Genomic DNA, 24,248 nt, shown 5'->3' on the forward strand with positions numbered 1-24,248 from the left:
AAGGAGTGGAAATCGGCGATGAACCAGTTCGCGATACTATACGGCGACCGCTTCACCCTCGCACCACGCTGAACGACACGAGGACAGATTCAGAAACCGCCCCACACACAAAAAACAGGACATCCCCGGGCACAGGTCTGGTTTCCACGTGAGCCGGCCGAGATGCCGATCACCGAGATGACCAAGGTGGCTGGCAACTACGGCTACACGCTGACCTTGCTGGTGATGCCGGAGGCGGAGAGGCGTTGGCGACGGCGCGATGAGGACGAGGAGCCGGTGGAGGATAGCTATGATCGTTTCATCTCCCGAGGGCAGAAGCCGTATTGATTCACCCCTGCCCAAACCGATCCGCCAACCACGGCTGCCGATCTCTCTTGGCGTCCCACCAGACCTTCCACCAGTGCGTGGTCTGGACGTAATGGCGAAAGTTGTCCGCCAATTCCAACAGTAGGCCTTCCAGCCCTTCGGTGGGGGCGAAGGTGCTGCTGCCGATGGTCAGTGGTGTGTCGTTGAGTTCGTCTAGCACATCCTCGGCATCGTGAACATCCTTGCACTTGCTCAGGCGCTGCATGGCTTGCTGGTAGCGCTCGGCAACGTGCACTGGCATGGTGTCGGCGGTGTGCCAGCTGACATCCCCGCCGCTACGGCTGATGCTGACGTTGTCGTCGTCCCGGTCGTCGGGTAGGTGACATTCAATGGCCGTAATTGCCGCATCGGTAATGTAGTCCGGCGTCTTCTCTGGGGCAACAACCAACTGGCAGTAGCCGAACTCGACATTAATCAGCAGCCACTCCCGCGCGTTGGCCAACGTTACCGGACACAGATACCACGAGAAACCGACGCGACGCTCGTAGGGCGTGACCGGTTTGTTGAGCTCGAACTGGCTGACGATATCCGGGTGGAGAATGAGTTGGTGCTTCAGGAGCGGCATGGAAGAAATCTACCACCCCACCAGCAGCACATTCATCCCAACCATCCCCACCTCTGGCACGCCGGTCACGGTGATGACCATTTCTTCCTCGTCGGGCTTGCCCATGTGCAGGTAGGCGCCGTCGGTCAGCGGCAGCCAGCCAATGGATTCGGCTTCGATCGCCGCGAGTTCGGCCTGCAGTTCTGCCTCGGTGATCAGCAACGGGTTCAGTTCCACAACAATCCCTCAGTGCAGTACCGCCGCGCGGGCAGGCGTTGCCGCTGGCTTCGCCTCAGCCACCCACGCCGGCCACACGGTCGTCGGCCATCCCGCCTGCAGGTACTGGTCATATACGATATTCAGCCACTGCCGCAGCGGTTTGGGCTGCAGTTTCAGGCTGGCGACCACGTTGCCGCCCACGCCCTTGAAATGCAGAACCAACCCAGCGCGCGAGCGTTTCAGATCCACGCTGTGCACGAGCACGCCTTGTGTTTCAGCATCTGCTCGCACCGGCGGCTGTGGCGCAAGTTCCGCCCGGGCCTTTTGCTGCGCGAATTCCTGCCTCACCTCGACCAACGGGGCGTTGCCGCCTTGCTGCTCCAGCCACCGGCACAGGTGGGCCACGAGCCGGCTGAGCAGCCGCTGCGTCAGCCACAGCACCACGGTCTGGCCCTGGGCATCTTCACCGGCCAGGCGCAGGCGGTCTTCGGCCTCGCTGTACTCGGTGGTGATGCGTTGCAGTTCGGTCATGGCGTTCGGGTGGACTTAACAGGTTGCCGCTCACTGGCTCATCATTTGCGTGCGTGCAATATCGGAAAATCACCAACACCCATTCTGGTTTTCCAAAAGCGTGGAACGACGGCCGCCCGAAAGGTCAGATCGTGCCGCATTTTCGCTAGAAACTCGTCCTTAAGGCGCGGTTCGTTGACAGCATCGCCATTCTGGATGGTCGCCATCCACACTTGGAATGCCAGCACGACGTCGTCGGGTGCGTGCAGCCACAGGACGCGCCCTTCTTCCAACATCTGGTCGAGCTTCTTATGATCAAGGCCCGCAAGGGTAACTGATGGCAAGAGACGGACGATTTTTTCATACACCGCTGCACGCTGACTTCGGCGTTCCCAAGCTTTCTGGTAGAGCCAAGCCACCGAGCCGATCAGCGCGCCGATGACAAATGACCACTCGTTCATGTCATCCAATCCTGATGGTCATTCTTCACCACCAGCGCGGCCAGATCCGCCGCCAGTTCCTCGTCCGTGATCAGCGACGCTGGGTTGTCCATCGCATCCAACTCAATGCGGCCCGAAGCTGATGGTGTCGTTGTTGTTCAGGAATTCGAGGTCGAGCTCACCGTTGGCGCTGGTGGGCAGGGCTTGCTGGCTTTGGGCTTTGGCGCTGGCGTGCGCCTGGGCCAGCTTGCCCAGGGTTTGCAGGTGCTGCATGGAGAGTAGCTGGCAGTAAGCGACGGGCAAAGCGCCGGCTTGCTGCAGGCGGTGCAGGGCGTCAGCGCTCAGGCTGTTGAGTTTGGCTTCGTCGATGCGGTAGAGGCCTTGGACGGTCTTCTCACCTTGTTCCCCCTTGAGGGTGATGGGCCAAGGCTGGATGAGGTCTTCGGCTTGCAGGGCGGCGCAGATACGGAGGGTTGCTTCGCGGTTGCTGCGCACCTGTTGCAGGAAGTCGAGCACGGCCTTGACCGACTGGCTGGGTTCGCCCTGCTCGTCGAAGAAGGTTTCGGTGCAGTCCTCACCCACCAGTCCGCTGTCGGTATCGACGCACAGCACAACTTGTCCGTTGTCGGCATTGGCCAGTGCAAAGGGGTAGCCACGGTACGCTGCGGGCGTGTACGGGCCAATCCAACGGCCGTCCGGTGACACGAACAGGTTCTGGCCGGGTTGCAGGCCTTGAACTGCAGCCGGCACGAACGCTTCGCCCTGCTGGATAAAGGCAATCGGCAGCGTCATGCAGGCCTTGGGCAGTTCCTGCACCACCAGCGGTGCGACCGCATCCGGCGCGGCAAAGTGGTAGTTCTCGTAGCGCTTCCAGCGCAGGTTCGCAAAGTCGGTCTTGGTGATGGCTTGGTATTTGGGCACGCGATTACTCCGGGGAAAAGTTTTTCAGCAGGGCACTCCATACAAATGCACTCGTGAAAACGGAGTTTCAGTAAAAAACCCTGCCCCTCTTTCGAAGGACAGGGTTTCAATGGCTTTCACCTCAAGCACCTACCCGAGGGCGGGTGCTTGTCTCCGGGGGAGATTAGACGAATGCGAAGTCAGTCACGGCCAGGCCGGACAGATCCACCAAGCCGCTCAACTTGACCACGATGTCAGTCGTGTCGAAGGTGGTGGAAGCAGAGCGGTCCTGCACGATGTAGGTGTCACCAGCGTACTGGAACCACGTGATTGCTGCGTTTGTGCCATCGTTTGCCGTTGCCGCCAAGTCAAGCGCGTTCACCGTGCCACCAAACAGTGCGGTCGCGGTACTCACGTTGATCTTGGTGGCGGTAAAGGTTTCCGTGCCTTGGTCGTCAAAGGTGATCTTATCAGTACCGACAGTAAAGTCGGTAATGGTGGTAATCACAGGTGCAGAAGTAGAGCCAGCATTTGCTGCTGCAACAACAAAGTTGTCCGCCCCTGCGCCGCCGGTCAGCTTGGTGGCAAACGTGCTGGTGATCAGCGTGTCAGCAGCAGAGCCGCCCTTGACTTCGATACCCGCGGAGGCAGCCACCACGTTGGCAATGTTGATGGACAGCTTGCCGGTTGCAGCGGAACCGTCGATCAGCGATACACCCGTCGTCGAACCAAAACCGGATGCGAAGGCCAGATCCAGGTTAGATGCGCCAGTGATCGTCACAGTCTTGGCGGCGGTGTTGCCACCCAGCGTGATTTCGTTCCAAGCCTTGGTGCCGCCAGAAACGATGCTGTAGTTCTCGATACCCGAGGTCACCACAGTACCGGCACGCACGTTGGCGCTCGTGGGAGCCGTACCAGTCGCCTCTCCTGCGAAGGTGATGGTGTATGCGTCAGCTGTACCGGTCGCGTCCTTCAGCTGCAGGGTGTTGGTCACGGCGCTGTTGTTGCCAACGTAATCCACCGTCAGACCGAAGTCTTTGCTGACATTCTGGTAAGTGGCAGACGTAGAGGCAGTGCTCATGGTCAGGCCAGTCAGGGTGTTGTTGGCTGCAAGCAGCGCCAGGTCCAGACCGGTGGTGCTGTCCAGATTCAGTTTTTCAAAATTCTTGAACTGCGCAGCGTTACCAACGGTAATGAAGTTAGCTGCTACGGTGTCGGTGCCATCGCCACCGTCGATTACAGTAGTGGCGGTTGTGGTGGAAGCAGCAACAGAGCCAGACGAGCCCTTCAGCAAGGTGTCGTTACCTGCACCCAGGTTGATGGTGGAGCCAGCAGCCAAGGCAGAATTCAGCGTCACCGTATCGTTGCCAGCACCGGCGTCGACGGTAGCCTTAGCGGTTGCCAAAACGGTGAAGGCATCGTTACCAGAACCGGTTTTAACGGTTGCCGTAGCCACAGCCAGATTGCTCAGCGTCAGGTTGCCGGTAGCAGCAGAACCGTCAAACGAAGCAATGGCGGTGTTGTTCGTACCGTCCAGATCCAGAGCCAGAGCACCAGCGCCCGCCGCAGTGACGGCAGTAGCGGCAGTGGTATTCAGCTCAACATTGCTCTTGCTGGCAGTGGTGACATTAACAGTCTTGATGTTGTCGGTGGTAGAACCATCGGTGACAGTAACGGTAACAGCCGAGCCAGAAGCGTCATAGCCGACTGCATCCAGAGCAAGATTCAGCGTCGGGGCAGTGGAAGCGTTGGTAACAACAACGTTACCACCAGCGGTCAGGTTCTTCAGGTTGACGTTAGTCAGGGCGTTACCAGAAGCAGAACCAACTTGACCGTCGAAGGTAACAGTCGTCAGGGTCGTGCCAGTCGAGCCGGTACCAGAAACGGTATTGGTTACGGCATTGGTTGTAGCGCCGCCCTTGACGGTTACGGAAGTCAGCGCATCACCCGCTACGGTTACTGCACCGGTACCAGCAGTCACGGACACAGCCTTACCACCGGTAACACCAGCAGTTGCGGCGCCAGCGACGGTCAGGTTGACGTCGGTCGTGTCTGCAGCCAGAACCAGCGAGTTGTCGGTACCAGCAGCCTTCAGGGTGGCAGAGGTCAAGCCGGTGAAGTTCTTGAGGCTCAGACCAGTGTTGGCGGCAACGTCGAAGGAACCGTTGGTGGTCACTTCAATGTTTTCAACGTTCTTGATGGTCGCGCCATTGAAGGAGAAATTGCCAGTAGCAAGGGTTGCAGCGTCAGCGATCTTCAGGGTGTCGGTACCAGCACCACCGTCGATAACGTCCAGACCACCCAGAACCAGAGCGGTTGCACCGGAAGCATCGGAACCCAAAATGGTATCGTTGCCGGCGGTGCCGGTCACGTTGTCAATACCAGTAGTGAGCATGAAGGTCTGGCCTTGCTGAGCGGCCTGGGACGCTTGGGCCGCCGCCACGGCTTCAGCGGTGGTCTGCCCAGCCTGGGCGGTCGCCGCGGTCACGCTGTTGGCGATGATGGCGGTACCCTGGTCAATAGCAGCCTGGCCGGTCAGGCCGGTGCTGTTGTTGGCAAACCACTCGCCCACAGCCTTACGGTTGTCCAGGTAGGTGCCAACCCACTTGAACGGGTCGCTATCGGGCACAGCGGCCACGTAGTCCTTGGCCTCTTGGATGATCTCGCGCACAAACTGGCCACGGCTGACTTCGCCGCTGGTCAGTTTTTGCGTCCAGTAGGTCATGCCGGCGCTGTCCACCTCGTTGCGGCCCAGCACGTTTTGGTACACGGTGGTGATGAACTGCTCCACCGTCATGGCGTTGCTGTACACGCCGTACTGAACACCCGCGTCATAGAAGCGGTTGGCAATGCCAGCCAGGGCTTGCTGCTCGGTTTGGCCTGCGTTGAGCGCGGCCAGCAACTCGCCCGCCCAGTAGTTGAGGCCAGCGGCCTCGGGCGCACGGTTGAAGTAGCCGATGTACAGCTCGATGAGCGCTTCTCGTTGTTGCGCGGTGATGAATGAAGCCATTTGACTCTCCGTGAAAAGTTGCTGCTACGAACACCGTACGCGCAACACGCATTCCCTGCTGTCGCGCACTGTCGCGGGGACAGTATAGCCAAAGTTGTTGTTCGCGCTCTACTGGGCGGGCCGTACGGCGGGTTTTTGGGTACCGAGCGGGCTTGCGGGGCGCTTTTGTGGCGCCTTGGGGGCCCTGCTGTTGCACGGATGCGACAGCAGGGCCGTTGGGCACCACCGCGGGCCACCCCTGCGGGGCGGTCAAGTGTTCCAGAAGCTGGCGATGATTTGGGCCTCGGTCAGCTGCTCGGTGCGCACGCCCACAAAGATGGCTTGGGGGGTGAGCTCGTCCGGGGTGATGCGGTCATTGCCGCCGCTGTCGTCGGTGAACTTGTACAGCGCCATGTCGCTGTTGCCAACATTGAACAGGAAGTAGTGCGACTTGCCCGCTTGGTAGGCGGCATTGTTGCCGTAGGCGTCCAAAAAGGCGGCGACGGTGGCGCGGTCGGCCGCCGCGGCGGACGCGCCAGTGATGACGAAGAAGCCTTTGCCGTGGTCGTCCTTGGTGCGCGGGGGTGACAGGTACGTCTGGTAGGGCTCGGACGGGCTTTCCAGGAACTGGACGTAACTTTTGGTGATGACGCCATTGCTTAAGGTGGCGCCAGCCTGGAAGGTATAGGTAGATACACCCGCAGGCATGGACCAGGTGTGGAAGCCGCTCAGATCGAACACGTCTTCGCGGCCAAACCCTTTGACGACAATGAGCGGCTGCTGCGGCACCGTGTTGGCCGGGTAAGAGAACTTGATGGTGTCACGCGCGGGGAGGCTTTCGGTCAGGTCCAGCACGACGGGAGAGCGCAGGCTGTTGAGGATGACGGTGTCGGCCCCCTCGCCGGTTTCTACGCCCGTGACCAGGGTGGTTTGGCGCCCTTCGACGGTGATTTTGTCATTGCCGTCCCCGCCTTTGGCCGTGCCGCCGGCGTTAAATGCTAGGGTGTCGTTGCCCGCGCCACCGTCGTAGTGGCCGCCCTGTAGGTCGGCGAAGTAGATGTCGAACAGTCGGTCGTCGCCGTCACCGCCATAGAGGGCGTCGACCCCTAGACCACCTTCCAAGTAGTCGTTGTTGCTGCCGCCGTGCAGTATGTCGTCACCGGCGCCGCCTTCGAGGCGGTCGTCGCCGCTGTCGCCATACAGGGTGTCGCCCCCGTCATCGCCATAGAGGTTGTCGGCGCCGTCGCCGCCTTCCAGCAGGTCGTCGCCGTTGCCACCGTACAGGGTGTCGGCACCGTCCCCGCCCAGCAGGTGGTCGTTGCCGTCGTCACCGTACAGTTGGTCGGCGCCACTGCCACCGTCCAGTCGGTCATCGCCCAGGCCGCCGCGCAGGGTGTCGTTGCCGGCCAGGCCCTGGATGGTGTCGTTGCCCGCGGTGCCGACGATGGTGTCGTCGCCCATGGTGCCGGCGGGCGGACCGCCGGGGGTGGTGGGCTGGGTGGGTTGATCGGGGGTGGTCGGCTGCACGGGGTTGCCGCCCACTGGTGTGACGATGGCTTGGTAGATGGCCTGCAGGTCAACCTGGCCTTGCTTGATTTTTTCTGGGGTGACGTAGTTGGCAATGAGGGCCTGGCCTTGGCGGATGGCGTCTTCGGCGGTCAGGCCGGCGGAGTTGCGGGCAAACATGTCGCCCACCTGCGCGCGGATGGCCAGGTAGTCGCCCACCCATCGGTAGGGGTCGTTGGCGGGGGCGGCGGCAACGTAGTCCTTGGCCCCCTGGATGAGGGCCAGCACAAATTCGCCCCGGCTGATTTGCCCGCTGTCGAGCCGCTGTTGCCAGTAGGCCAGGCCCGCGGGGTCCACTTCGTCGCGCCCCAGCACGTTGCGGTAGACGGTGCGGATGAGCGTTTCGGTGCTGTCGCTGGCGCGAAACAGCCCAAACTGCAGCCCCGCTTGGTAAAACTGGTTGGCAATGCCGGCCAGCGCCGCCCGCTCGTCCACACCGCTGGCCAGCGCGTTGGACAGTTGCGCGCTCCAGTAGTCCAGTCCGGCTTGCTCCGGCGCGCGGTTGAAGTAGCCAATATAGAGCTCAATGAGCTTGAGACGCTGCTCATTGGTGATGGGCATGGTTGTTTTCCTCCTGTTGGTGTGATTGACGCGGGACACTGCCTACAGTACCCCACGCGAGCGTGCCAAAACAGGAGCATCCGCGCAAGGCCAGCGCGGCTTTTGGGCTACACGGTGGCGTTGTCCAGCGTCCAGTCCACCCAGGCGGGCAGGCGCGGCGGCACGCCAACCAGGGTGGCATCCAGCGCCCGCCATGCACCACTGCGGTCGGCCAGGTATTCCACGTTGTCGAGCACGGCGCCGTAGGTGGCGGCGACGACGATGGCGCTTTGGCTGGCGGGCAGGGTGATAACGTCGGCCGCCAGGCTGGGCAGCACGACGATGTCGATCCCCTCCCCCCCGTCGATGCGGTCCCAGCCGCCCGCGCCCAGATAGACGGTGTCGTCGCCAGCGCCGGTGTGGAGGGTGTTGTCGACGGCGTTGTCGTGGACGGTGTCGTTGGCGGGCCCAAGGAGCAGGCTTTCGATGACGGTACCGTCGGCGATGCCCAGCGCGGCGATGCCGCTCCACAGACGGGGCAGGACGTCGGCCCGGTCGATGAGGGGGTTGACGTAGCGCACGATCCAGTCGTGGACGCTGGCGTTGTAGATGCCGAGTTGCTGGTAGTAGGCCACCGCTTGGGCGGTGATGTCCTGCTTCCAGTCCTGCGGGGTGCGCACATCCACGTCGGACAGCGAGCCGGGGCGCAGGTCGATGCGGCTGGGGTGTTGGAAGCTGCGCAGGTCCAGGGTGTCGTGGCCGCTGGCGTCGCTGACGGTGCGGTACAGCCAGGTTTGCGGGGACGGTGCGGGCAGGTGGTGCACGGTGTTGCCGGCGTGGTGGGCGGTGCTGGGGCCGTACATGGCCATCAGGGCGGCCAAATCCACCAAGGCCCAGTCGGCGCGGTAGCCGACTTGGTATTGGGCGCTGACGTCGCGGATGCCGCTGCTGGGGGTGTAGCCCCAGGTGACCACCGGCCAGACGTCGCGCGCATGGGTGTAGCTCATGATGCTCAGGTACTGGCTGTCCAGCGGCGGCGGCATGGTGGGGGAGTCGTCAAACGGGTGTTTCAGGCCCAGTGCGTGACCGAGTTCGTGGACGAGGGTGTTCCAGATCGAGTAGGTGGGCAGGGGGGATGCACCCATTTCGCGCTGAGCGTAGTCTGTCCGTATTTGGATGTCGCCGCCGATTCCGGGGCCGGGGTGATTGGCCCAGCCCGCAAAGTCGTTTTGGAGGTTGCCCAAGACGATCTGGATGTCGCCCGCGCCGGAGAGGGCGAGTTCCAGCTTGACGCCGACGGGCGCCATCGCATCCTGCAGCGCACGGAACCAGGCGGTGCGCCACGCGACGGGCACTGAGGCCCAGCCAGAGGCCCAGTCGGGGGCGGTGGCATGCTCCGGCGGGATGGTGCCGGGGAACGAGACGGTCAGGGTTTTGCCGCTCCACTCGTACTCGCCGCCGGCGTCTTTGTAGTCAAGCCAGGTCACAGGGGCGGCCGTGCGGGGTAGGATGGGCTCCATCCCCGTGAGGGTGGCCGTCAGCGACGCGGCGCTGGGTTGTCGCAGGTGCACGGCGTCGTTCAGGGCGTCGAGCGCGGTTTGTCCGGCCAGGGCTTGGTCACGGGTGACGATGCGCTCGATGATTTGGCGGCCCTGGGTGATGGCGTCTTGCCCGGCCAGGCCGCCACTGGTGGCGGCAAAGTATTCGCCCACGGCGCTGCGGCTGGCCAGGTAGTCGCCCACCCATCGGTAGGGGTCGTTGGCGGGGGCGGCGGCAACGTAGTCCTTGGCGCCCTGGATGAGGGCCAGCACAAATTCGCCCCGGCTGATTTGCCCGCTGTCGAGCCGCTGTTGCCAGTAGGCCAGGCCCGCGGGGTCCACTTCGTCGCGCCCCAGCACGTTGCGGTAGACGGTGCGGATGAGCGTCTCGGTGCTGTCGCTGGCGCGAAACAGCCCATACTGCAGCCCCGCTTGGTAAAACTGGTTGGCTATGCCGGCCAGCGCCGCTTGCTCGCCAACACCGCGCGCCAGCGCACTGTCCAGTTGCGCACTCCAGTAGTCCAGCCCGGCTTGCTCCGGCGCGCGGTTGAAGTAGCCAATATAGAGCTCGATGAGCTTGAGGCGCTGCTGTGGCGAGAGGGCGCTGTTCAGTGGGCTAAACATGGCAGATCCGCAGACTTATGGTGGCGACTCGGGTTGGGATGGGGCGCGGGCGGCCACTTGGCGCAGACGTCGGCGCCACGCGACGACGGGCCGCTGGGTCAGCCAGTGCAGGGCAGCGGCGGCGGTCAGGGTGACACCCAAGTATGCCGCCAACCATCGCCACGATGTGGCGGCGGGGGGGTGACCCAGCGCCCCCAGAGTCCAGAGTACAGCGAAGTGCAGGAGGAAGACGGGATAGGCCAGGTCGGCGCAGCGGTCGTCCCAGGCGCGGCGGGGCAAGGCGCCCAACGCCGCAATGATTGGCACGCCCAGAACGTAGCCAACGGTGACTTCCAGCACGAAGGGTTGGCCCCAGCGGCCCAGCCACCCTGCCCCCAACCCCACGCCCAGGACCACGAGCCACAAGGCGACGATGTGGGCCCGGGCCTCCCCGGGTGAATGGTGCATGCGCCAGAGCATGGCACCGCTAAGGAAGATGTAGAGGTTGCCCGCAAGCAGACGGTAGCCCCAGGCGTCGCTGGGGAGCAGCCCGAGTTGCGCCGCCCCCCCGACCGCCACGGTGATCAGGATGGCGGCGTGGATACGCCCCTGGCGCGCCAGCAGCCAGGGCGCCAACCCATAGAACTGCAGTTCCAGCCCCAAGGACCACGCAGGCGGTACCGGCGTGAAGGTGTCCAGCACGGGCCATAGGGTGGCGTAGTTGAGCGGTACGATCGATAGGGCCGCTGCCCACAGCAACGGCTGGTGGCCTGCTTGCAAAAAGTCGCTGCTCACCCCTGCCCACCAACAGACCACGCCCAGCGCCAGGGCCCCATAGTACGGGGGCAGCAGGCGCAGGGCACGCTCGGCGTAGAAGTGCCACAGCGGCGGCGGGTGTGCGAGCATGCCGGCGACGACGTAGCCACTGAGCAGAAAAAAGACGACGACGGCAGGCACGCCGAGGTGGTAGCCCTGCACAGACAGCCCGGCATGGCTGAGGGCGACCATGACCGCGAGGACGAGGCGCAGCGTACCGAACATGACCGGCAGGCGCCTCTCAGGTCAGCAAAGCGAGCATGCGCTTGGCAAAGGCGTGGTCGGTGTATTGCTGTAGGTAGTGCTGGCGCGCACGCTGGCCCATGCGCTGGCGCAAGGCAGCGTCAGTGATCAAGCGGCGCAGCGCTTCCATCAGGGGGGCCGGATCGTCGGTGGGGACGGCGAGGCCGATGTCGGGGGTGATGATTTCGCCACCGCCCCCGTCGGCTCCACCGATGCAGGGTTTGCCGGCCCGCATGGCCTCGACATAGATGAGGCCGAACGATTCGTAGCGGCTGGGGGCGACGAGCAGATCGCACGCGCGGTAGGCGGCCAGCAGGGCGGCGTCGTCCACTTCGCCCTGGAACTGCACGCGCTGCAGCCAGGGTTGGCCCCGGTGGCGGGCCAGAAAGTCATCGCGGTAGGTGGTGTCGGGCTGCTCCGGGTGCGGCAGGCGGTCGTTGCCCACCAGGCGCCAGTGGACGTGCGGATATTGCGGGGCCAGCGCTTCGATGGCGCGCAGCATCAGGTCGATGCCTTTGCGCGGCTCGAAGCGGCCAACGTACAGGACGGTGCAGGCGTCAGCCGGTGCAGCGGATGTGGGGGCTTGCGGCGGGATGTCGGGGTCGTCGGGTAGGCCAAAGGGAATGTCGTGCACCGCGACGTGGCCCAGATTCGGGTAGGCGGCCTGAACGTCCGACCAGACCCGCTGTGTGCTGGCCAACAAGGCGTGGCTGTTGCGCAGCAGCCAGCTTTCGGCTTCGATGACGGGCTGGACGTGGTAGCGCAGGTGGTGGGGGTTGGTGCGCCAGTCGGGTTTGTGGGGCAGATTGAGGGCGTAACTGGTCACCAGATAGGTCAGGACGCGCCAGCCAGGCCGCTGGGCCAGTTCGTAGGCCTCGCAGTCCCAAAGGGCGGCGACGGCGGTGCCAATACCCAGGCGCGTGCGCAGCGTGTCGGCGTGGCGGGCGACTGCGTGGGTCCACAACCGCAGGGCGGCGGGGAGTTCGGGGCGATCGGTAAGCGGGGGCAGTTCGGCCGCATCGGCCAGGTCGATGCGATGCACCCAGACACCATCCTCGAAGTCGATGCGCGGGGTGTCGGGGGTCTGCGCGATGACGTGAACCTCGTGGCCGTCGCGCGCCAACGCATGCGCCAGCGTGACGGTGTAACGCGCAATACCGCCCACGGGCTGGGGGGGATAGTTGCGGCTGATGAGCAGCACTCGCTTGCGCTCGGACTGGGGCCAGGGTGGGGTGGCTTCGCGCCATTGACCCGGGTCCGCGGCGGGCAAGACGACGGTGCGCCCCCCGGGGTGGGCGAAGGCGTCGCGCGCAGCGTGTGCGCTGGCACGCCAGATGTCATCCCGCAGTCGCTGCGCGGCGGGCCTGTCGATTTTGCCGGCGGCCAACAGGTGGTGCACAGACGCTAACAGGTCGCTGCGCTGGCGCTGCACGATGGCGACCGGGTTGTGGTCGGACTGGTGCCGCAGCGCGTAGTAGATTTTGCTGCGCGCCGTCAGGTACAGACTGGTGGGTACCCGCTCTTGGGTGCGCAGGTGGCTGGGGGCGTATGCGTGGTGCACCTCGGCGTCCGGCAAGACACGCAACCGCCAGCCTTTTTCGAGCAGGCGCAGGCAGACGTCGGTTTCGTCCAGGAAGTAGGCGTATTCCTCGTCAAAGCCACCGATGTCTTGTAACGCGGTACGACGGAAGACGCTGTTGACGCCAATGAGGCTGATGAACCAGCCAGGGGTTTCCTGCTCGGGGAGGTGGTCAAAGAACTGGGCCTCGCCCCACCGGTTACAGCGGATGTGGCGGGTTTGGTAGGCCACGCCAGTGTGATCGCGGACGTACCCCCCTGCCCCGCCCAGGCCGGGATCGGCCTGGAAAGCGGCAACAAGGGTGTCGAGCCAGTTGGCTTCGGGCAGGCCGTCGTCATCGGTGAACGCAACGATATCCCCCGCCGCATGGGCCGTCCCGATGTTGCGCGCCATGGACAGGTTGGCTTCGGGGCAGTGCAGGATGCGCACCCTGCCCTGCCAGGGTTTGAGCACGTCCAGGGTGTTGTCGGTGCAGGGGCCGACCACGACCAGGGTTTCGCGCGCCGGGTAGCGCAAATAGTCCAGCGCCTGCAGGGTGCGCGGCAAGCTGGCAGCGCGGTTGTAGGTGCAGATGACGAGGCTGACGCGCAAGGATGGCATGGCGGCAAACGGGAGCTGTTCAGTTTGAGGCGGACGTCGCAGCGGCGTCGGGCGTGTCGGCTGCTGTGGTCAGCGCACCGGCGTGGGCCAGCAGTTCGAACTCCAGGCACAGGCCGTTGGGGCGGCCGTGGGCAACCACCTGGATGTCGGCAAAGCCGTGGGTGGCCAGCAGGGCGCTGAGCGAAGCGGGGCTGTAGGCGTGGTAGTGAAAGTCGCCTTCGTAGTCTTGCCCGCCGTAGAGGACGTGGACCAGATCGGCTTCGCTGAGTTGGCCCTGCAGGTGGGCGCGCAGCATGGCGGCCAGGTCGGGCGTGATGAGGCGCAGCCGCCCGCCAGGCGCCAGGACGCGGCGCCACTCGGGCAAGATGCGGTCAGCAAACTGCTGCAGGGTGAAGTGCTCGACGAGGTGGGCCGCGCGCAGGTCGCGCACGCTGGCGTCGGGCAGTGGTAACTGGCCGACGTGGGCGATGATGTCCACGCCCGGCAGGGGCCGCAGGTCGATGTTGATGCGCTCGGGGTCGGGCCGCTCGCCGCAGCCGAGTTCGAGCCACAGGCCTTGGGGCCGGTCGCGGTGTTGGGCGAGTTTGTGCGGGTTGAGGATGCGCGGGGCGGGCAGGGGCTGGGTGGACTGCAGGATGGCTTGGCCGAGGTGGCGTTCGGCGCGCTCGACGCGGCGGGTCAGGGCTTCCAGCACCCCATCGACTTTGAGGTTGAGGGCATGGCTGTGGGCGTCGAGCGCCGCTTGCCACGGGGGCTCGCCGACGTGTCGTCCGTCAAGAACATCGAGTCGGCGCTGCAGCTGGGACACAGCCGTGCGCAGGCCCACCAGCATCCACTCCAGGTCTTGCAGCGCCGTGGGCGCTGCCGGGGCGACGCCTGTGCTGGCGCGCCCTGCCCCGTCGAGCCGCAACGCCAGATTGCGCAGGCAGTAGGCCAGCCCGCGGTGGGCGCGGATCCAGCGCTCGATGCGCGGGCCAAGGCCGGGCAGGCGGATGAGCCAGCCGTAGAGGCGGTAGAGAATAGCGGTGATCATGCGGCGGCTGAGGAAGACTGTGCGACGTTGAGTTGGTACGGCAAGCGGCAGTGGCCGACACTGGTGCTGTCGGGATCCACAATTTCGATGGCTATAGCACCGAATTGCCAATAGATAACGTTGCGGGTGTAGTCAAGCGCGTCGTGCACGGCAACAGTGACGGTGTAGTGGCCGGCACCCAGCAGCAGCTGCGCCCGCAGAGTGACGGTGCAGGTGTCGCCGGGGTGGGTCAGGTCGATACGGTGTCCGGCCAGGTGGGTGTTGACACCAAACAGGTCTTGGCCGCGCGCGTCGTGCAACATGAAGCCGGCGGCGAGTTGCTGCACGCTTTGGTTGGCGCGCAGGTGCACGGTGATGTCGAGCCAGTCACCGCTGCGCAGGACGATGTCGCGGGTGGGGCGGCCGTTGAGCAGCAGCGCGGTGACGGTGGCTGGGGTGTCGGCGCTGTCCTGCTCGCCGCTTGCGGCGCTGGCCGAGCCCGCGCCCAGCAGTTGGCTGAGATAGGCGTCGCACACGGCGGCGGGCTGGCCCTGGGCGCGAATGGCGCCGTCGTCGAGCAAGATGGCCCGCTGGCACAGTGTTTTGACGCTGTTGAGGTCGTGCGAGACGAACAGCAGACCGCCACCGCGGGCCAGGTGCTGGCGGATGGAGGCCAGGCATTTTTGCTGAAAACGCGCGTCGCCCACGGCCAGCGCCTCGTCGATGATGAGCAGCTCGGCCTGCGCATGAATGGCGATGGCGAAGGCCAGCCGCAGCAGCATGCCCGAGGAGTAGGTGCGCACGGGCTCGTCGATGGCCGTGCCCAGCTCGCTGTAGGTGATTATGGCGTCGGCTTGACGGGCCAGGACATCGGCGGCCACCCCCCACAGGGCGGCTTGCAGGGCCATGTTTTGGCGCCCCGTTGCCGCCAGATCGAAGCCAGCCCCGAGTTCGATGAGAGCGCTGATGCGGCCGCGGCACTCGATGGTGCCCTCGTCGGGCAGGAGGCTGCCGGTGATGAGTTTGAGCAGGGTGGACTTGCCGCTGCCGTTGCGGCCGATGATGGCCAGCGCTTCGCCCGGCCAAAGGTCGAGATCGATGTCGCGCAGCACGGTGTGGGCCGCACCGGCGGCGGCGCCGCGCCACCCCAGCAGCGCCGCCAGCGCCGCGCGCCGGCTGTGGGTGTGGGGATAGAAGCACTTGCGCAGCCCCCGAATTCGCAACAGCGGCTGATCAGAGCGCATCGAGGAGTAGCTTGCGGCCATGGCGAACGATACGGCGCAACACGAGGGCGTGGATGGCGCCCAACAGCAGCGGCAGCAGCGCGGCGCTGGGGGGCACGCTGGCGGGCAGCCCGGTCCAGGCGGCCTGCACGGGTGCGATCAGCCCGTACCAGGGGTGGCCCCAGGCGAGTACACCGTGCAGGGGGGCTGGAATGAGGCTGGCTGGATAGACGATGGGGGTCAGCCAAAAGCCCACCTGCAGCAGCGGAGCCAGCGCATGTCGTATGTCGGGCACGATGACGGCGAGGCTGCCCCACACCCACCCGATGCAATAGGCCAGGGCCAGCAGCGCCGCAGCGGCCAGCACGGTGACGCCGATCACGTGCACCCCGATCGGCTGCCACAGCACGCTCACGAGTAACCACAGCAGCGCCAGCCCGACGGCAAAGGGGGCCATTTGCGCCAGCGGCACGTACAGCGGCAGGACGGCCAGATCGACGGCGTTTTTTTTGAGGATGAGGCGCTGCGCGGGCAAGGCGTCGGCCACGTGCAGCAAGGTGTCATGAAACAGTTGCCACAGCAACACGCCAGGCAGCATGTAGACGACGTAAGGCACCGGGGGGCCACCGGCAGCCGCCCCCAGGCGATGTTGCATGACGGCGCCCAGGATGAGGGCCAAGGTGCCGATTTGCGCCAGCTGCGGCAGGATGGACCACCACGCCCCCAGACCCGCCCCGCGGTAGGCTTCGATGAGGCGCTGGCGCGCCAGCAACACCACGAAGCGCCAGGTTTGGCGCCGAGCCGAATCGGCGGCAGACGGCAGCGGATGCACCATGGCCGTGCGCCACTGCGCGGTCACTGCGGATGGGCCGCTGGCTCGGCATCGCCGCTGCGGGCCAGCCGTTGCAGGTCGGCTTGCACCATCAGCTGGCAGAGCCGACGCACGTCGGTGTGCGCTTGCCAGCCCAGCCGTTCGCGCGCGCGGCGGCTGTCGCCCACGAGCAGATCGACTTCGGCCGGCCGGTAGTATTTGGGATTGACACGCACCACGGTGCGACCGGTGGCGGTGTCGATGCCGACTTCGTCTTGCCCCTGGCCGCGAAATGCCAGCGTGATGCCAGCCGCCTCGAAAGCCATGCGCACGAAGTCACGCACGGAGGTGGTGACACCGGTGGCCAGGACATAGGTGTCTGGCTCGGGGGCCTGCAGCATGCGCCACATGCCTTCGACGTATTCGGGGGCGTAGCCCCAGTCGCGCTGGGCGTCGAGGTTGCCCAGCTCGACGCATGTCATCAGGCCGGCGCTGATGCGAGCGGCGGCGTCGGTGATTTTGCGGGTGACGAATTCCAGGCCACGCAAGGGGCTTTCGTGGTTGAACAGAATGCCGCTGGCGGCGTAGAGGCCGTAGCTTTCGCGGTAGTTGACGGTCATCCAGTGCGCAAACAGCTTGGCCACGCCGTAGGGGCTGCGCGGATAAAAGGGCGTGGTTTCGTTTTGCGGGATGGCCTGCACTTTGCCGAACATCTCGGAGGTGCTGGCTTGGTAGAAGCGCACGCGGGGGTTGACGAGGCGAATGGCTTCGAGCAGATGCAGCGGGCCCAGACCGGTGATTTGGGCGGTGGTGCTGGGCTGCTGAAAAGACACGCCGACGAAGCTTTGCGCGGCAAGGTTGTAGACCTCGTCGGGCTGGCAGCGCTGCAACAGGTCCATGGCAGCCCCCGGATCGGTGAGGTCGTATTCGACCAGGCGCAGCGCCGGGTGGTCGTGGATACCGAGGTGGCGAATGCGCCAGAAATTGGGGCTGCTGCTGCGCCGGTAGGTACCGTATACCTGGTAACCCTTGTCGAGCAGGAGCTGGGCAAGGTAGGCACCATCCTGGCCGGTGATTCCGGTGACGATTGCGGTGGTCATGGCGGATGCGGGCGCAAACGCCCGTCTCTTCTAAAGGATGTGGGGCAACCGTCGATGACGGCAAAGCCCACGATTTTATGCGAGGACACGTGCTTGGGCGCCAGCGGCGGCGGCCTCAAGAACGCCCGAGGCGGCGCTTGAGCCACGCGGGGGCGCGAAAGCGCACCAAGCGCACGTACAGCAGCAGATACAGGACTGCGAAGGCCACGGCGCAGGCGATGAGCACGGGCGGCCGATACCAAAAGAGGACAGCGGGGACAACGCTGAGCGAGGTCAGCGCCCACAGATAGGGGGCGGTGGCGGCGTTGCGGCGCGTGAAGTCGCGCGCGGCCTGGGTGCCGGCAGCCCAGCGCAGCAAGCGGCGGTACACCAGCATGTGCAGGTGCAGGGCATCGGGCAAACCAGGGGACATGCGGCGCACGATCCACTTGCGATAGATGGAAAAAAGCGTTTCAACGATCGGGTACAGGCACACCAAGAACGGGAACCAGGGCGACAGTTGCGGGTGACGGCCGACCAGCAAAATGGCCACCTGGGCCAGAGTGAAGCCGAGCAGGTAGGCGCCACCATCACCCAAGAAGATCCAGCCACGGGGATAGTTCCACGCCAGAAAGCCCAGGAGCGCACCGATGGCCGCCAAACACAGTTGGGCCAGGGTCTGGTCGCCCAGCGCCCACGCCACATATCCCATGCCGGCGAACATGAGGGCGCAGGCAGCAGCCGCTAGGCCGTTGAAGCCATCGATGATGTTGATGGCGTGCGTGAGCCCCGTCGTGGCAACCAGCGTGATGAGGACGGCCAGCACACCGACTTCGAGCCCCGGCACCGGCCATTGGTGCAAGAGATCGTCGAGCAGCGGGATACCCAGACGGGGAAGCCAGGCGCCGACGAGCAGGCCCGCCAAGGCCGCCGAGCCGGCAGCGGCCAACAGCCGCGCGCGGGGTGAGACGCGCTTGGTCAGGTCTTCGGCCAGACCCGCAGCAAAGACGGGCAAGCTGGCCAGCGCCAAGCCCAGGAGTTTGCTCTCCACCAAGCCGCGCCAGGCCGACCAGGCCAACGCGACGACCACGGCGACGAACACTGCGACGCCACCGATGCGCGGGACGGGGCGGGTGTGGAACTTCTGGACGCCCTCGAGCGGATCGTGGATGGGGTGCAGGTGCTGGCTGCCCAGGCGCATGATGGCCAGGGTGGCCAAGTAAGCGACGATGGTGGCGACGAGGACGGTTTGCACGGGTCAGGCGGGTGTGGCGGGGGCGAGCAGGCGGCGATAGAGCTGGGCCGTGGCCTGCGCCATGGCTGCCGCAGAGAAGCGCTCGTGGATGTGGCGGCGGGCGGCCTGACCCAGGCGCTCGCACTGCGCCGGGTTGCTGGCCAGGGTATCCAGCGCGGCCGCCAGCGCACGTACGTCGCGCGGCGGCACGACGATGCTGGTGACGCCATGGCGGTTGAGGACGTTGACGCCATTGCCGAGGTCGCAGACGACCGTGGGTTTGCCGCAGGCCATGGCTTCCGCGCTGGCCAGCCCAAAGGCTTCGGCCGGCTCGATGGACGGCAGGGTAAAGAGCTGGCAGGCATGCATGGCCGCAACGAGCTGCGCGTGGCCGGCGCGGCCGAGAAAGAGCACACGGTCGCTCAAGCCGCGTTGGCGCACTTGTGCCTGCAATTCGGCCGTCAGCGGCCCCTGCCCGATCATGACCAGGACCGCCGAGGTTTGCATGGCATGCAGCGCATCGATCAAATACGCGTAGCCCTTGTAGTACACGTGGCGACCGACGGTGAGGATGATGGGACGCCCAGCGGCCCATTGCCGCAAGGTGGCGGTCGTGGCCGGGTCGGCCCAGCGGGGATCGAGCGGCTCGGTCTCGATGCCGTAGGGAATGACCGCCACGTCGGCATGCGCCGGGATTTGCGTGCTGCCCTGCTGGTGGGCCAGCGTGGGGACGATGAGGCTGCGCAAGCGCGCGCACGTTGCGCGCTGCACATACCGGTACAGGGGAAGTGCCCAGCGTTGTCGCACGATATCGCTGTGCCAGGTGGCCACGATGGGCAGCTGCGGCGGCATGGCGTGCACGATCACGTCGGCCCACGGGTTGGGCAGGTGCAGGTGGACGAGTTGGCAGCGATGACGGCGGCACTCGCGCATCGCCAACGCAACGACACCCGGTGTGATGAACGCGGACGCCAGGCGCCCCCAGTTGCGCGCGAGCACGGTGCGATAGGGGGTGGTGGGCGGGTGCTGCGGCGCCGCCGGGCTATCCCCAGCCACCAGGGTCGGTTCGACGCCGTAGTTGGGCAGGTGGCGCAACAGGGTGTCGATGTGGGCCTCGACCCCTGCGGGCGGCGGGGGAAGGTATTTGCCCAGGTGCAGCACCCGCAGCGGCTCGGCGCTTGCTTCAGTGCCCGGGCACAGGTGGGCATCAGGAGCGTGGAGGATCGGCACGGCCGTAGTCGTCATCAAAGCGCACGATGTCGTCTTCGCCCAGGTAGTCGCCACACTGCACTTCGATGAGCACGAGGTCGACTTTGCCCGGGTTGATGAGCCGGTGCTTGTGGCCGGCCGGAATATAGGTGGATTCGTTGGTGCGCACCAAAATGTGCTGCTCGCCATTGATGACCTGTGCGACGCCGCTGACGACGACCCAGTGTTCGCTGCGGTGGTGGTGCATCTGCAGGCTGAGCGCCGCCCCGGGCCGCACTTCGATACGCTTGATTTTGAAGCGCGGCCCCTCCTCCAGCACGGTATAGGTGCCCCACGGGCGCACGACCGTGCGATGCAAGCGGTACGCCTCGTGTCCGTGCTGCTTGAGATGTTGCACGACTTGTCTGACATCCTGCACTTTGTCGCGATGCACGACGAGAACGGCGTCGTCGGTGTTGACGACAAATAAGTCGCGCACGCCCACGGCGGCAACGAGGTGCCGCTCACTCTGAATGAAGGTGTTGTACGAGTCCAGCGCCACCGCGTGACCGATGTGGCGGTTGCCGTGCTCATCGGGTTCGACGAGTTGGCTGAGCGCGCTCCAGGAGCCGATGTCACTCCAGCCCAGATCGCACGGCACGACGGCGACGTTGTGCGCCTGCTCCATGACGGCGTAGTCGATGGAGATGTCGGGAAGCTGGCTAAAGCTGGCCGCATGCAGCTCGACCATGCCGCTGCCGGGGGTGCCCGACTGGGTGGTGAGCGCCCAGCACTGGCGTGCCGCTTGCAACAGGTGCGGACAGGCGCGCTCCATGGCGTGCAGCAGGCTCTGGGCTTGAAAGCAGAACATGCCCGCATTCCAATAAAAACCGCCACTGTCAAGAAAAGCCGCGGCGCTGGCGGCGTCGGGTTTTTCGATGAAGCGACGCACCGCGTAGCCCGGCGGCTGAGGGTCGCCTACTTGGATGTAGCCGTAGCCGGTCTCGGCAGCGGTGGGCTGCACGCCGAAGGTGACCAGGCAGCCCTGCTGCGCCAGCTGTGTTGCCGCAGCAACGGCCTGACCGAAGGCGTCGGGGTTGGCGATGAGATGATCGGCCGGCAAGGCCAGCAGCACCGCTTCGGGGCCGAAGCGTTCCCCAACATACAGCGCGGCCATGGCCAGCGCAGGGGCGGTGTTGCGGCCCACGGGTTCGAGCAAATAGGTGCTTGCCAGGCGCGCTTGGGTCGCCTGGTATTCGTCCTTGGTGCGAAAGTAGTAGTCGCGATTGGTGACGGTGATGACTTCGCCGACGTTGGGCAAGTTGACAGCGCGACGGTAGGTTTTATGCAAGAGCGTTTGTCCGTCGGGTAGCTGGATGAAGGGCTTGGGGTGGGATTCGCGCGAAATCGGCCACAGGCGCGTGCCTGCCCCACCACTGAGGATAACGGGGTACAACATAACTGGGCGATATCAGGGCTGTGCACGCAGCGCCGCATTGATGCGCTCGATTTCCGCTTCGACATTCTCGCCGGCCAGCGCCATCAGGCGCACACGCGCCAGCAGCACTTCGTAGCGGGCTTGCGCCAGGTCACGCAAGGCGGTTTGGCGCTGTTGTTGGGCATTGAGGACATCGAGCACGGTGCGCACCCCCGCCTCGTAGGAGCGTTGGTTGGAGATGACGGCTTGCTCGGCGGCGGCCACCGCGCGCTCCAGTGCCCGCACGCGCTCGATGCCTTCGGTGATGGCGCGGTATTCGCGGTGCAGACGCACGCCGAGATCGCGGCGGGTGGCTTGCAGGGTTTCTTGGGCCCGCGTCAGTTCAGCCATGGCTTGGCGCGTGGCGGAGTTGACGCCCCCCCCGGCGTACAGCGGCAGGTTGAACTGCACGCCGACGCTGCGGTTGGTGTAGCGCGAGCTGGGAGTGGTGACGTTTTCGCTGGCGCTGTGGGTGACCTGGGCGTAAGCGTCGAGCGTGGGCAGGTGCCCCGCTTGGGCACGCCGGACTTCTTGCTCGGCGACTTGGACGCGGGCTCGCAGGGCTTGCAAGGTCGGGTTGCCCTGCTCGGCCTTGGCCACCCACGCATCGAGGTCGAGCGGTTGCGGGGGACTGAGCACGAGCAGCTGCGGGTCGAGGACAGCCAGGGCGTCGGGTTCGCGGTCGATGAGCGCGCGCAGGCCGTGACGGGTAAAGTCGAGCTGCTGGCGCGCGCGCAGCTCGTCTGCACGTAGCAAGTCCAGCCGAGCTTGCACTTCGTCGACGTCGGTGCGGGTGCCGGTGCCGGCTTGCCAGGCCTTGACGGCGGCGTCGAGCTGGATTTGCGCGACCCGCACTTGCTCGCGCACGAGCGCCAATTGGTCGTGCGCGTACAGGGCTTCGAAGTAGGCGCTGGCAACGCGCGGGCCCAGGTTGTCCAGCTCGGCTTGCAGGGTGGCGTCGGCATCGGCCACGACCGCGCGCGCTTGCTCCAAAGCCGCCCACAGCGCGGGGCGGTACAGCGGCTGGCGCAAGGTGAGGCTGGCGTTTTTGCTGTAGTAGCGCTCGTCGCTGGTGACGGGTTGTCCCAGGATATTGGCCTGGGTGCGCGTGAGGTCGTTGTGGGCACGGGCGAGGCTGGCGCCGACGTTGGGCAACAGCTGGGCGCGGGCTTGCGGCAGGCGCTCGCGTTGGGCGTCGGCAGCTGCGCGCGCGGCGCGCACCGTCGCGTCGTTGTCGAGCGCCAGCCGATAGGCTTCGGTCAAGTCCAGCGCTGCGGCCGGGCTAAGCGCCGCACACGCGATCAGGGCCGCACCGCCCAGGCGCAGCCAGCTCGGCCCACGCACGGCCAGCGTTTGCAGTGAGGGGGACGGCATCGGCTCACTCCTCCTTGAGACTGGCGGCGACCCGGCGCACCAGCGGGCCCATCAGGTAGGTCAGCAACGAGCGCTCACCCGTTTTGATGATGATGTCGGCCGGCATGCCCGGCTGCAAGCGGCGCTGCCCGAGCGCCGCCATGCCTTGCGGCGTGAGCGCCACGCGCAACAAGTAAAAGCCCGCGCCGGTGTGGGGGTCGGTGAGCAGGTCTTGCGACACCGAGGCGACTTCGCCTTCGACGACCAGTTGCGGCGAATGCGAGAAAGCCGAGAAGCGCACGTCGGTCTTGAGGCCGGCGCGTACTTTGTCGATCAGGTGAGGCTCGAGCCGGGCTTCCAGCAGCAGCGGCTCATCCTCGGGTACGATGTCGAGCAGTTTTTGCCCGGGTTGGATGACCGCGCCCACGGTTTGCACCGCCAGGCCGACGACTTGGCCTTGGGCGGGCGCGGTGATGCGGGTGCGCTGCAGTTCGGCGCGGGCGGCCTGGTAGCGCTGTTGGTCGGCTTGGGCTTCGAGCGTGACGCGACTGAGCTCGTCTTCGACCGCTTTGCGAAAGTCTTGCTGGCGCGCCACGGCACGCTGGCGCAGCTCGGCCATGGTGCGCTGCGCGCGCTGGATGTTGCCCTGCAGCTCGGTGAGGCTGGCTTGCAGTTCGGCCACTTGGCGCTGCAAATCGTTTTGGCGCACGCGCGGGGCGTAGCCCTCTTCGACCAGGCCCGAGAGGTTGCGCAAGTCCTCTTGCAGCAAGGCCAGTTGCTGGCGGCGCGCCGGCAGGACGCCCTCGTAGGCGCGCAGGAGGGCCTGCTGGCCCTGGATGGCCTCTTCGATGGCTTGCAGCTCTGCCTGCAGGGCGGCGCGACGCGATTGCAGCAGTTGTTGCTGGGCGAGCATCTGGGCCTCGATCCAGGGATCGCCTTGTTCAGCGCGCAGGTCGGGGTGCCAGTCGATGCTGGCGGCGCCGACGCGCTCGGCCAACAAGCGGCCTTGCATCGCGCGCAGACCGAGGTAGCGTTGGCGCACGGTTTCGAAATTGGCTTTGGCCACCGCATCGTCGAGCACGAAGAGCAGCTGCCCTTCGCGCACGAGGTCGCCTTCGCGCACGTGCACTTCACGTACGATGCCGCCGCTCAAGTGCTGCACGGCTTTGCGTTTGGTATCGATGGCCACGGCCCCATGAGCGGGGACACCCTCGTCCAACGGGGCCAGGGCCGCCCAGAGCAGGAAGCCGCCAAAGCCCAAGGCCATCACCCAGGCCCCCCAGCGGGCCGCCCGGCTGGGGGGCCTGACGGAGGGCGCATCGAGGGCAGGTGCAGGCAGTGACGCCTCGTCGGGTATTTGGGAAGCAGGCACGGGGTGGTTCATGGATGCGGAGTGGGTGAAAACGGTGTATGCGAGA

General features: G+C 65.5%; 20 protein-coding genes. 1 reads left to right on the top strand and 19 read right to left on the bottom strand.

Annotation, left to right across the window (positions count from 1 at the left end; genetic code table 11):
• Positions 1 to 162: 162 nt before the first annotated feature.
• Positions 163 to 327: a hypothetical protein gene (locus Tfont_RS11615; protein ID WP_185974525.1), complete on the top strand. Its 165-nt coding sequence runs from the start codon at positions 163 to 165 to the stop codon at positions 325 to 327.
• 1 nt (position 328) lies between these two features.
• Here Tfont_RS11615 and Tfont_RS11620 read toward each other — a convergent pair whose 3' ends face one another.
• The 19 genes from Tfont_RS11620 to Tfont_RS11710 all read right to left on the bottom strand — a co-directional run bounded on the left by Tfont_RS11620 (position 329) and on the right by Tfont_RS11710 (position 24,202).
• A complete protein-coding gene (locus tag Tfont_RS11620; RefSeq protein ID WP_143969563.1) occupies positions 329 to 931 on the bottom strand; it encodes a hypothetical protein in 603 nt (200 codons plus the stop codon).
• 9 nt (positions 932 to 940) lie between these two features.
• Complete coding sequence (locus tag Tfont_RS11625) at positions 941 to 1,147, bottom strand: hypothetical protein (RefSeq protein ID WP_143969564.1); 207 nt, start codon at positions 1,145 to 1,147, stop codon at positions 941 to 943.
• Between the two features lie 9 nt (positions 1,148 to 1,156).
• On the bottom strand, positions 1,157 to 1,660 hold the full coding sequence (locus Tfont_RS11630; RefSeq protein ID WP_143969565.1) for a hypothetical protein: 504 nt from the start codon (positions 1,658 to 1,660) through the stop codon (positions 1,157 to 1,159).
• Positions 1,661 to 1,701: 41 nt separating this feature from the next.
• On the bottom strand, positions 1,702 to 2,100 hold the full coding sequence (locus tag Tfont_RS11635) for a hypothetical protein (protein WP_143969566.1): 399 nt from the start codon (positions 2,098 to 2,100) through the stop codon (positions 1,702 to 1,704).
• Between the two features lie 102 nt (positions 2,101 to 2,202).
• The gene (locus Tfont_RS11640; RefSeq protein WP_143969567.1) at positions 2,203 to 3,000 is read right to left on the bottom strand and encodes a SapC family protein; all 798 of its coding nucleotides are present in this window, start codon (positions 2,998 to 3,000) and stop codon (positions 2,203 to 2,205) included.
• A gap of 163 nt (positions 3,001 to 3,163) precedes the next feature.
• Entirely contained in the window at positions 3,164 to 5,989 is a 2,826-nt protein-coding gene (locus Tfont_RS11645) for a DUF4214 domain-containing protein (protein WP_143969568.1), read from the bottom strand.
• Positions 5,990 to 6,238: 249 nt separating this feature from the next.
• A complete protein-coding gene (locus Tfont_RS11650; RefSeq protein WP_143969569.1) occupies positions 6,239 to 8,095 on the bottom strand; it encodes a DUF4214 domain-containing protein in 1,857 nt (618 codons plus the stop codon).
• A gap of 107 nt (positions 8,096 to 8,202) precedes the next feature.
• The gene (locus Tfont_RS11655; RefSeq protein ID WP_143969570.1) at positions 8,203 to 10,236 is read right to left on the bottom strand and encodes a DUF4214 domain-containing protein; all 2,034 of its coding nucleotides are present in this window, start codon (positions 10,234 to 10,236) and stop codon (positions 8,203 to 8,205) included.
• 15 nt (positions 10,237 to 10,251) lie between these two features.
• Positions 10,252 to 11,256, bottom strand: a complete 1,005-nt coding sequence (locus Tfont_RS11660; protein ID WP_143969571.1) for an acyltransferase family protein — start codon at positions 11,254 to 11,256, stop codon at positions 10,252 to 10,254.
• 16 nt (positions 11,257 to 11,272) lie between these two features.
• Positions 11,273 to 13,453 (bottom strand): glycosyltransferase, encoded by a 2,181-nt coding sequence (locus Tfont_RS11665; protein ID WP_143969572.1) that lies wholly within the window; start codon positions 13,451 to 13,453, stop codon positions 11,273 to 11,275.
• A gap of 19 nt (positions 13,454 to 13,472) precedes the next feature.
• Entirely contained in the window at positions 13,473 to 14,486 is a 1,014-nt protein-coding gene (locus tag Tfont_RS11670; protein ID WP_143969573.1) for a class I SAM-dependent methyltransferase, read from the bottom strand.
• Positions 14,483 to 15,709, bottom strand: a complete 1,227-nt coding sequence (locus Tfont_RS11675) for an ABC transporter ATP-binding protein (RefSeq protein ID WP_185969594.1) — start codon at positions 15,707 to 15,709, stop codon at positions 14,483 to 14,485. Before Tfont_RS11675 ends, Tfont_RS11670 begins: the two co-directional genes overlap by 4 nt.
• Positions 15,699 to 16,547, bottom strand: a complete 849-nt coding sequence (locus Tfont_RS11680) for an ABC transporter permease (protein WP_143969575.1) — start codon at positions 16,545 to 16,547, stop codon at positions 15,699 to 15,701. Before Tfont_RS11680 ends, Tfont_RS11675 begins: the two co-directional genes overlap by 11 nt.
• Positions 16,544 to 17,599 carry a GDP-mannose 4,6-dehydratase gene (gene gmd, locus Tfont_RS11685; protein ID WP_143969576.1) on the bottom strand — a complete coding sequence of 352 codons (1,056 nt, stop codon included), beginning with the start codon at positions 17,597 to 17,599 and terminating at the stop codon, positions 16,544 to 16,546. The genes Tfont_RS11680 and gmd overlap by 4 nt, the downstream gene beginning before the upstream one ends.
• A gap of 115 nt (positions 17,600 to 17,714) precedes the next feature.
• Positions 17,715 to 18,833, bottom strand: coding sequence for an MraY family glycosyltransferase (locus tag Tfont_RS11690; protein ID WP_246094666.1), 1,119 nt, complete (start codon positions 18,831 to 18,833; stop codon positions 17,715 to 17,717).
• Positions 18,834 to 18,836: 3 nt separating this feature from the next.
• Positions 18,837 to 20,057, bottom strand: a complete 1,221-nt coding sequence (locus Tfont_RS11695) for a glycosyltransferase (RefSeq protein WP_143969577.1) — start codon at positions 20,055 to 20,057, stop codon at positions 18,837 to 18,839.
• Positions 20,020 to 21,459, bottom strand: a complete 1,440-nt coding sequence (locus tag Tfont_RS11700) for a mannose-1-phosphate guanylyltransferase/mannose-6-phosphate isomerase (protein ID WP_143969578.1) — start codon at positions 21,457 to 21,459, stop codon at positions 20,020 to 20,022. The genes Tfont_RS11695 and Tfont_RS11700 overlap by 38 nt, the downstream gene beginning before the upstream one ends.
• A gap of 12 nt (positions 21,460 to 21,471) precedes the next feature.
• Positions 21,472 to 22,851, bottom strand: coding sequence for a TolC family outer membrane protein (locus Tfont_RS11705; RefSeq protein WP_143969579.1), 1,380 nt, complete (start codon positions 22,849 to 22,851; stop codon positions 21,472 to 21,474).
• 4 nt (positions 22,852 to 22,855) lie between these two features.
• A complete protein-coding gene (locus Tfont_RS11710) occupies positions 22,856 to 24,202 on the bottom strand; it encodes an HlyD family type I secretion periplasmic adaptor subunit (protein ID WP_260682373.1) in 1,347 nt (448 codons plus the stop codon).
• Positions 24,203 to 24,248: the final 46 nt, after the last annotated feature.

Source organism: Tepidimonas fonticaldi (genome assembly GCF_007556755.1).
GTDB lineage: Bacteria > Pseudomonadota > Gammaproteobacteria > Burkholderiales > Burkholderiaceae_C > Tepidimonas > Tepidimonas fonticaldi.

Bases quoted from the DNA above. Each gene is read 5' to 3' on its own strand.
- Tfont_RS11615 (WP_185974525.1), top strand. From the start codon at position 163: ATGCCGATCACCGAGATGACCAAGGTGGCTGGCAACTACGGCTACACG.
- Tfont_RS11620 (WP_143969563.1), bottom strand. From the start codon at position 931: ATGCCGCTCCTGAAGCACCAACTCATTCTCCACCCGGATATCGTCAGC.
- Tfont_RS11630 (WP_143969565.1), bottom strand. From the start codon at position 1,660: ATGACCGAACTGCAACGCATCACCACCGAGTACAGCGAGGCCGAAGAC.
- Tfont_RS11635 (WP_143969566.1), bottom strand. From the start codon at position 2,100: ATGAACGAGTGGTCATTTGTCATCGGCGCGCTGATCGGCTCGGTGGCT.
- Tfont_RS11645 (WP_143969568.1), bottom strand. From the start codon at position 5,989: ATGGCTTCATTCATCACCGCGCAACAACGAGAAGCGCTCATCGAGCTG.
- Tfont_RS11650 (WP_143969569.1), bottom strand. From the start codon at position 8,095: ATGCCCATCACCAATGAGCAGCGTCTCAAGCTCATTGAGCTCTATATT.
- Tfont_RS11655 (WP_143969570.1), bottom strand. From the start codon at position 10,236: ATGTTTAGCCCACTGAACAGCGCCCTCTCGCCACAGCAGCGCCTCAAG.
- Tfont_RS11660 (WP_143969571.1), bottom strand. From the start codon at position 11,256: ATGTTCGGTACGCTGCGCCTCGTCCTCGCGGTCATGGTCGCCCTCAGC.
- Tfont_RS11665 (WP_143969572.1), bottom strand. From the start codon at position 13,453: ATGCCATCCTTGCGCGTCAGCCTCGTCATCTGCACCTACAACCGCGCT.
- Tfont_RS11670 (WP_143969573.1), bottom strand. From the start codon at position 14,486: ATGATCACCGCTATTCTCTACCGCCTCTACGGCTGGCTCATCCGCCTG.
- Tfont_RS11675 (WP_185969594.1), bottom strand. From the start codon at position 15,709: ATGCGCTCTGATCAGCCGCTGTTGCGAATTCGGGGGCTGCGCAAGTGC.
- gmd (WP_143969576.1), bottom strand. From the start codon at position 17,599: ATGACCACCGCAATCGTCACCGGAATCACCGGCCAGGATGGTGCCTAC.
- Tfont_RS11695 (WP_143969577.1), bottom strand. From the start codon at position 20,057: ATGACGACTACGGCCGTGCCGATCCTCCACGCTCCTGATGCCCACCTG.
- Tfont_RS11700 (WP_143969578.1), bottom strand. From the start codon at position 21,459: ATGTTGTACCCCGTTATCCTCAGTGGTGGGGCAGGCACGCGCCTGTGG.
- Tfont_RS11705 (WP_143969579.1), bottom strand. From the start codon at position 22,851: ATGCCGTCCCCCTCACTGCAAACGCTGGCCGTGCGTGGGCCGAGCTGG.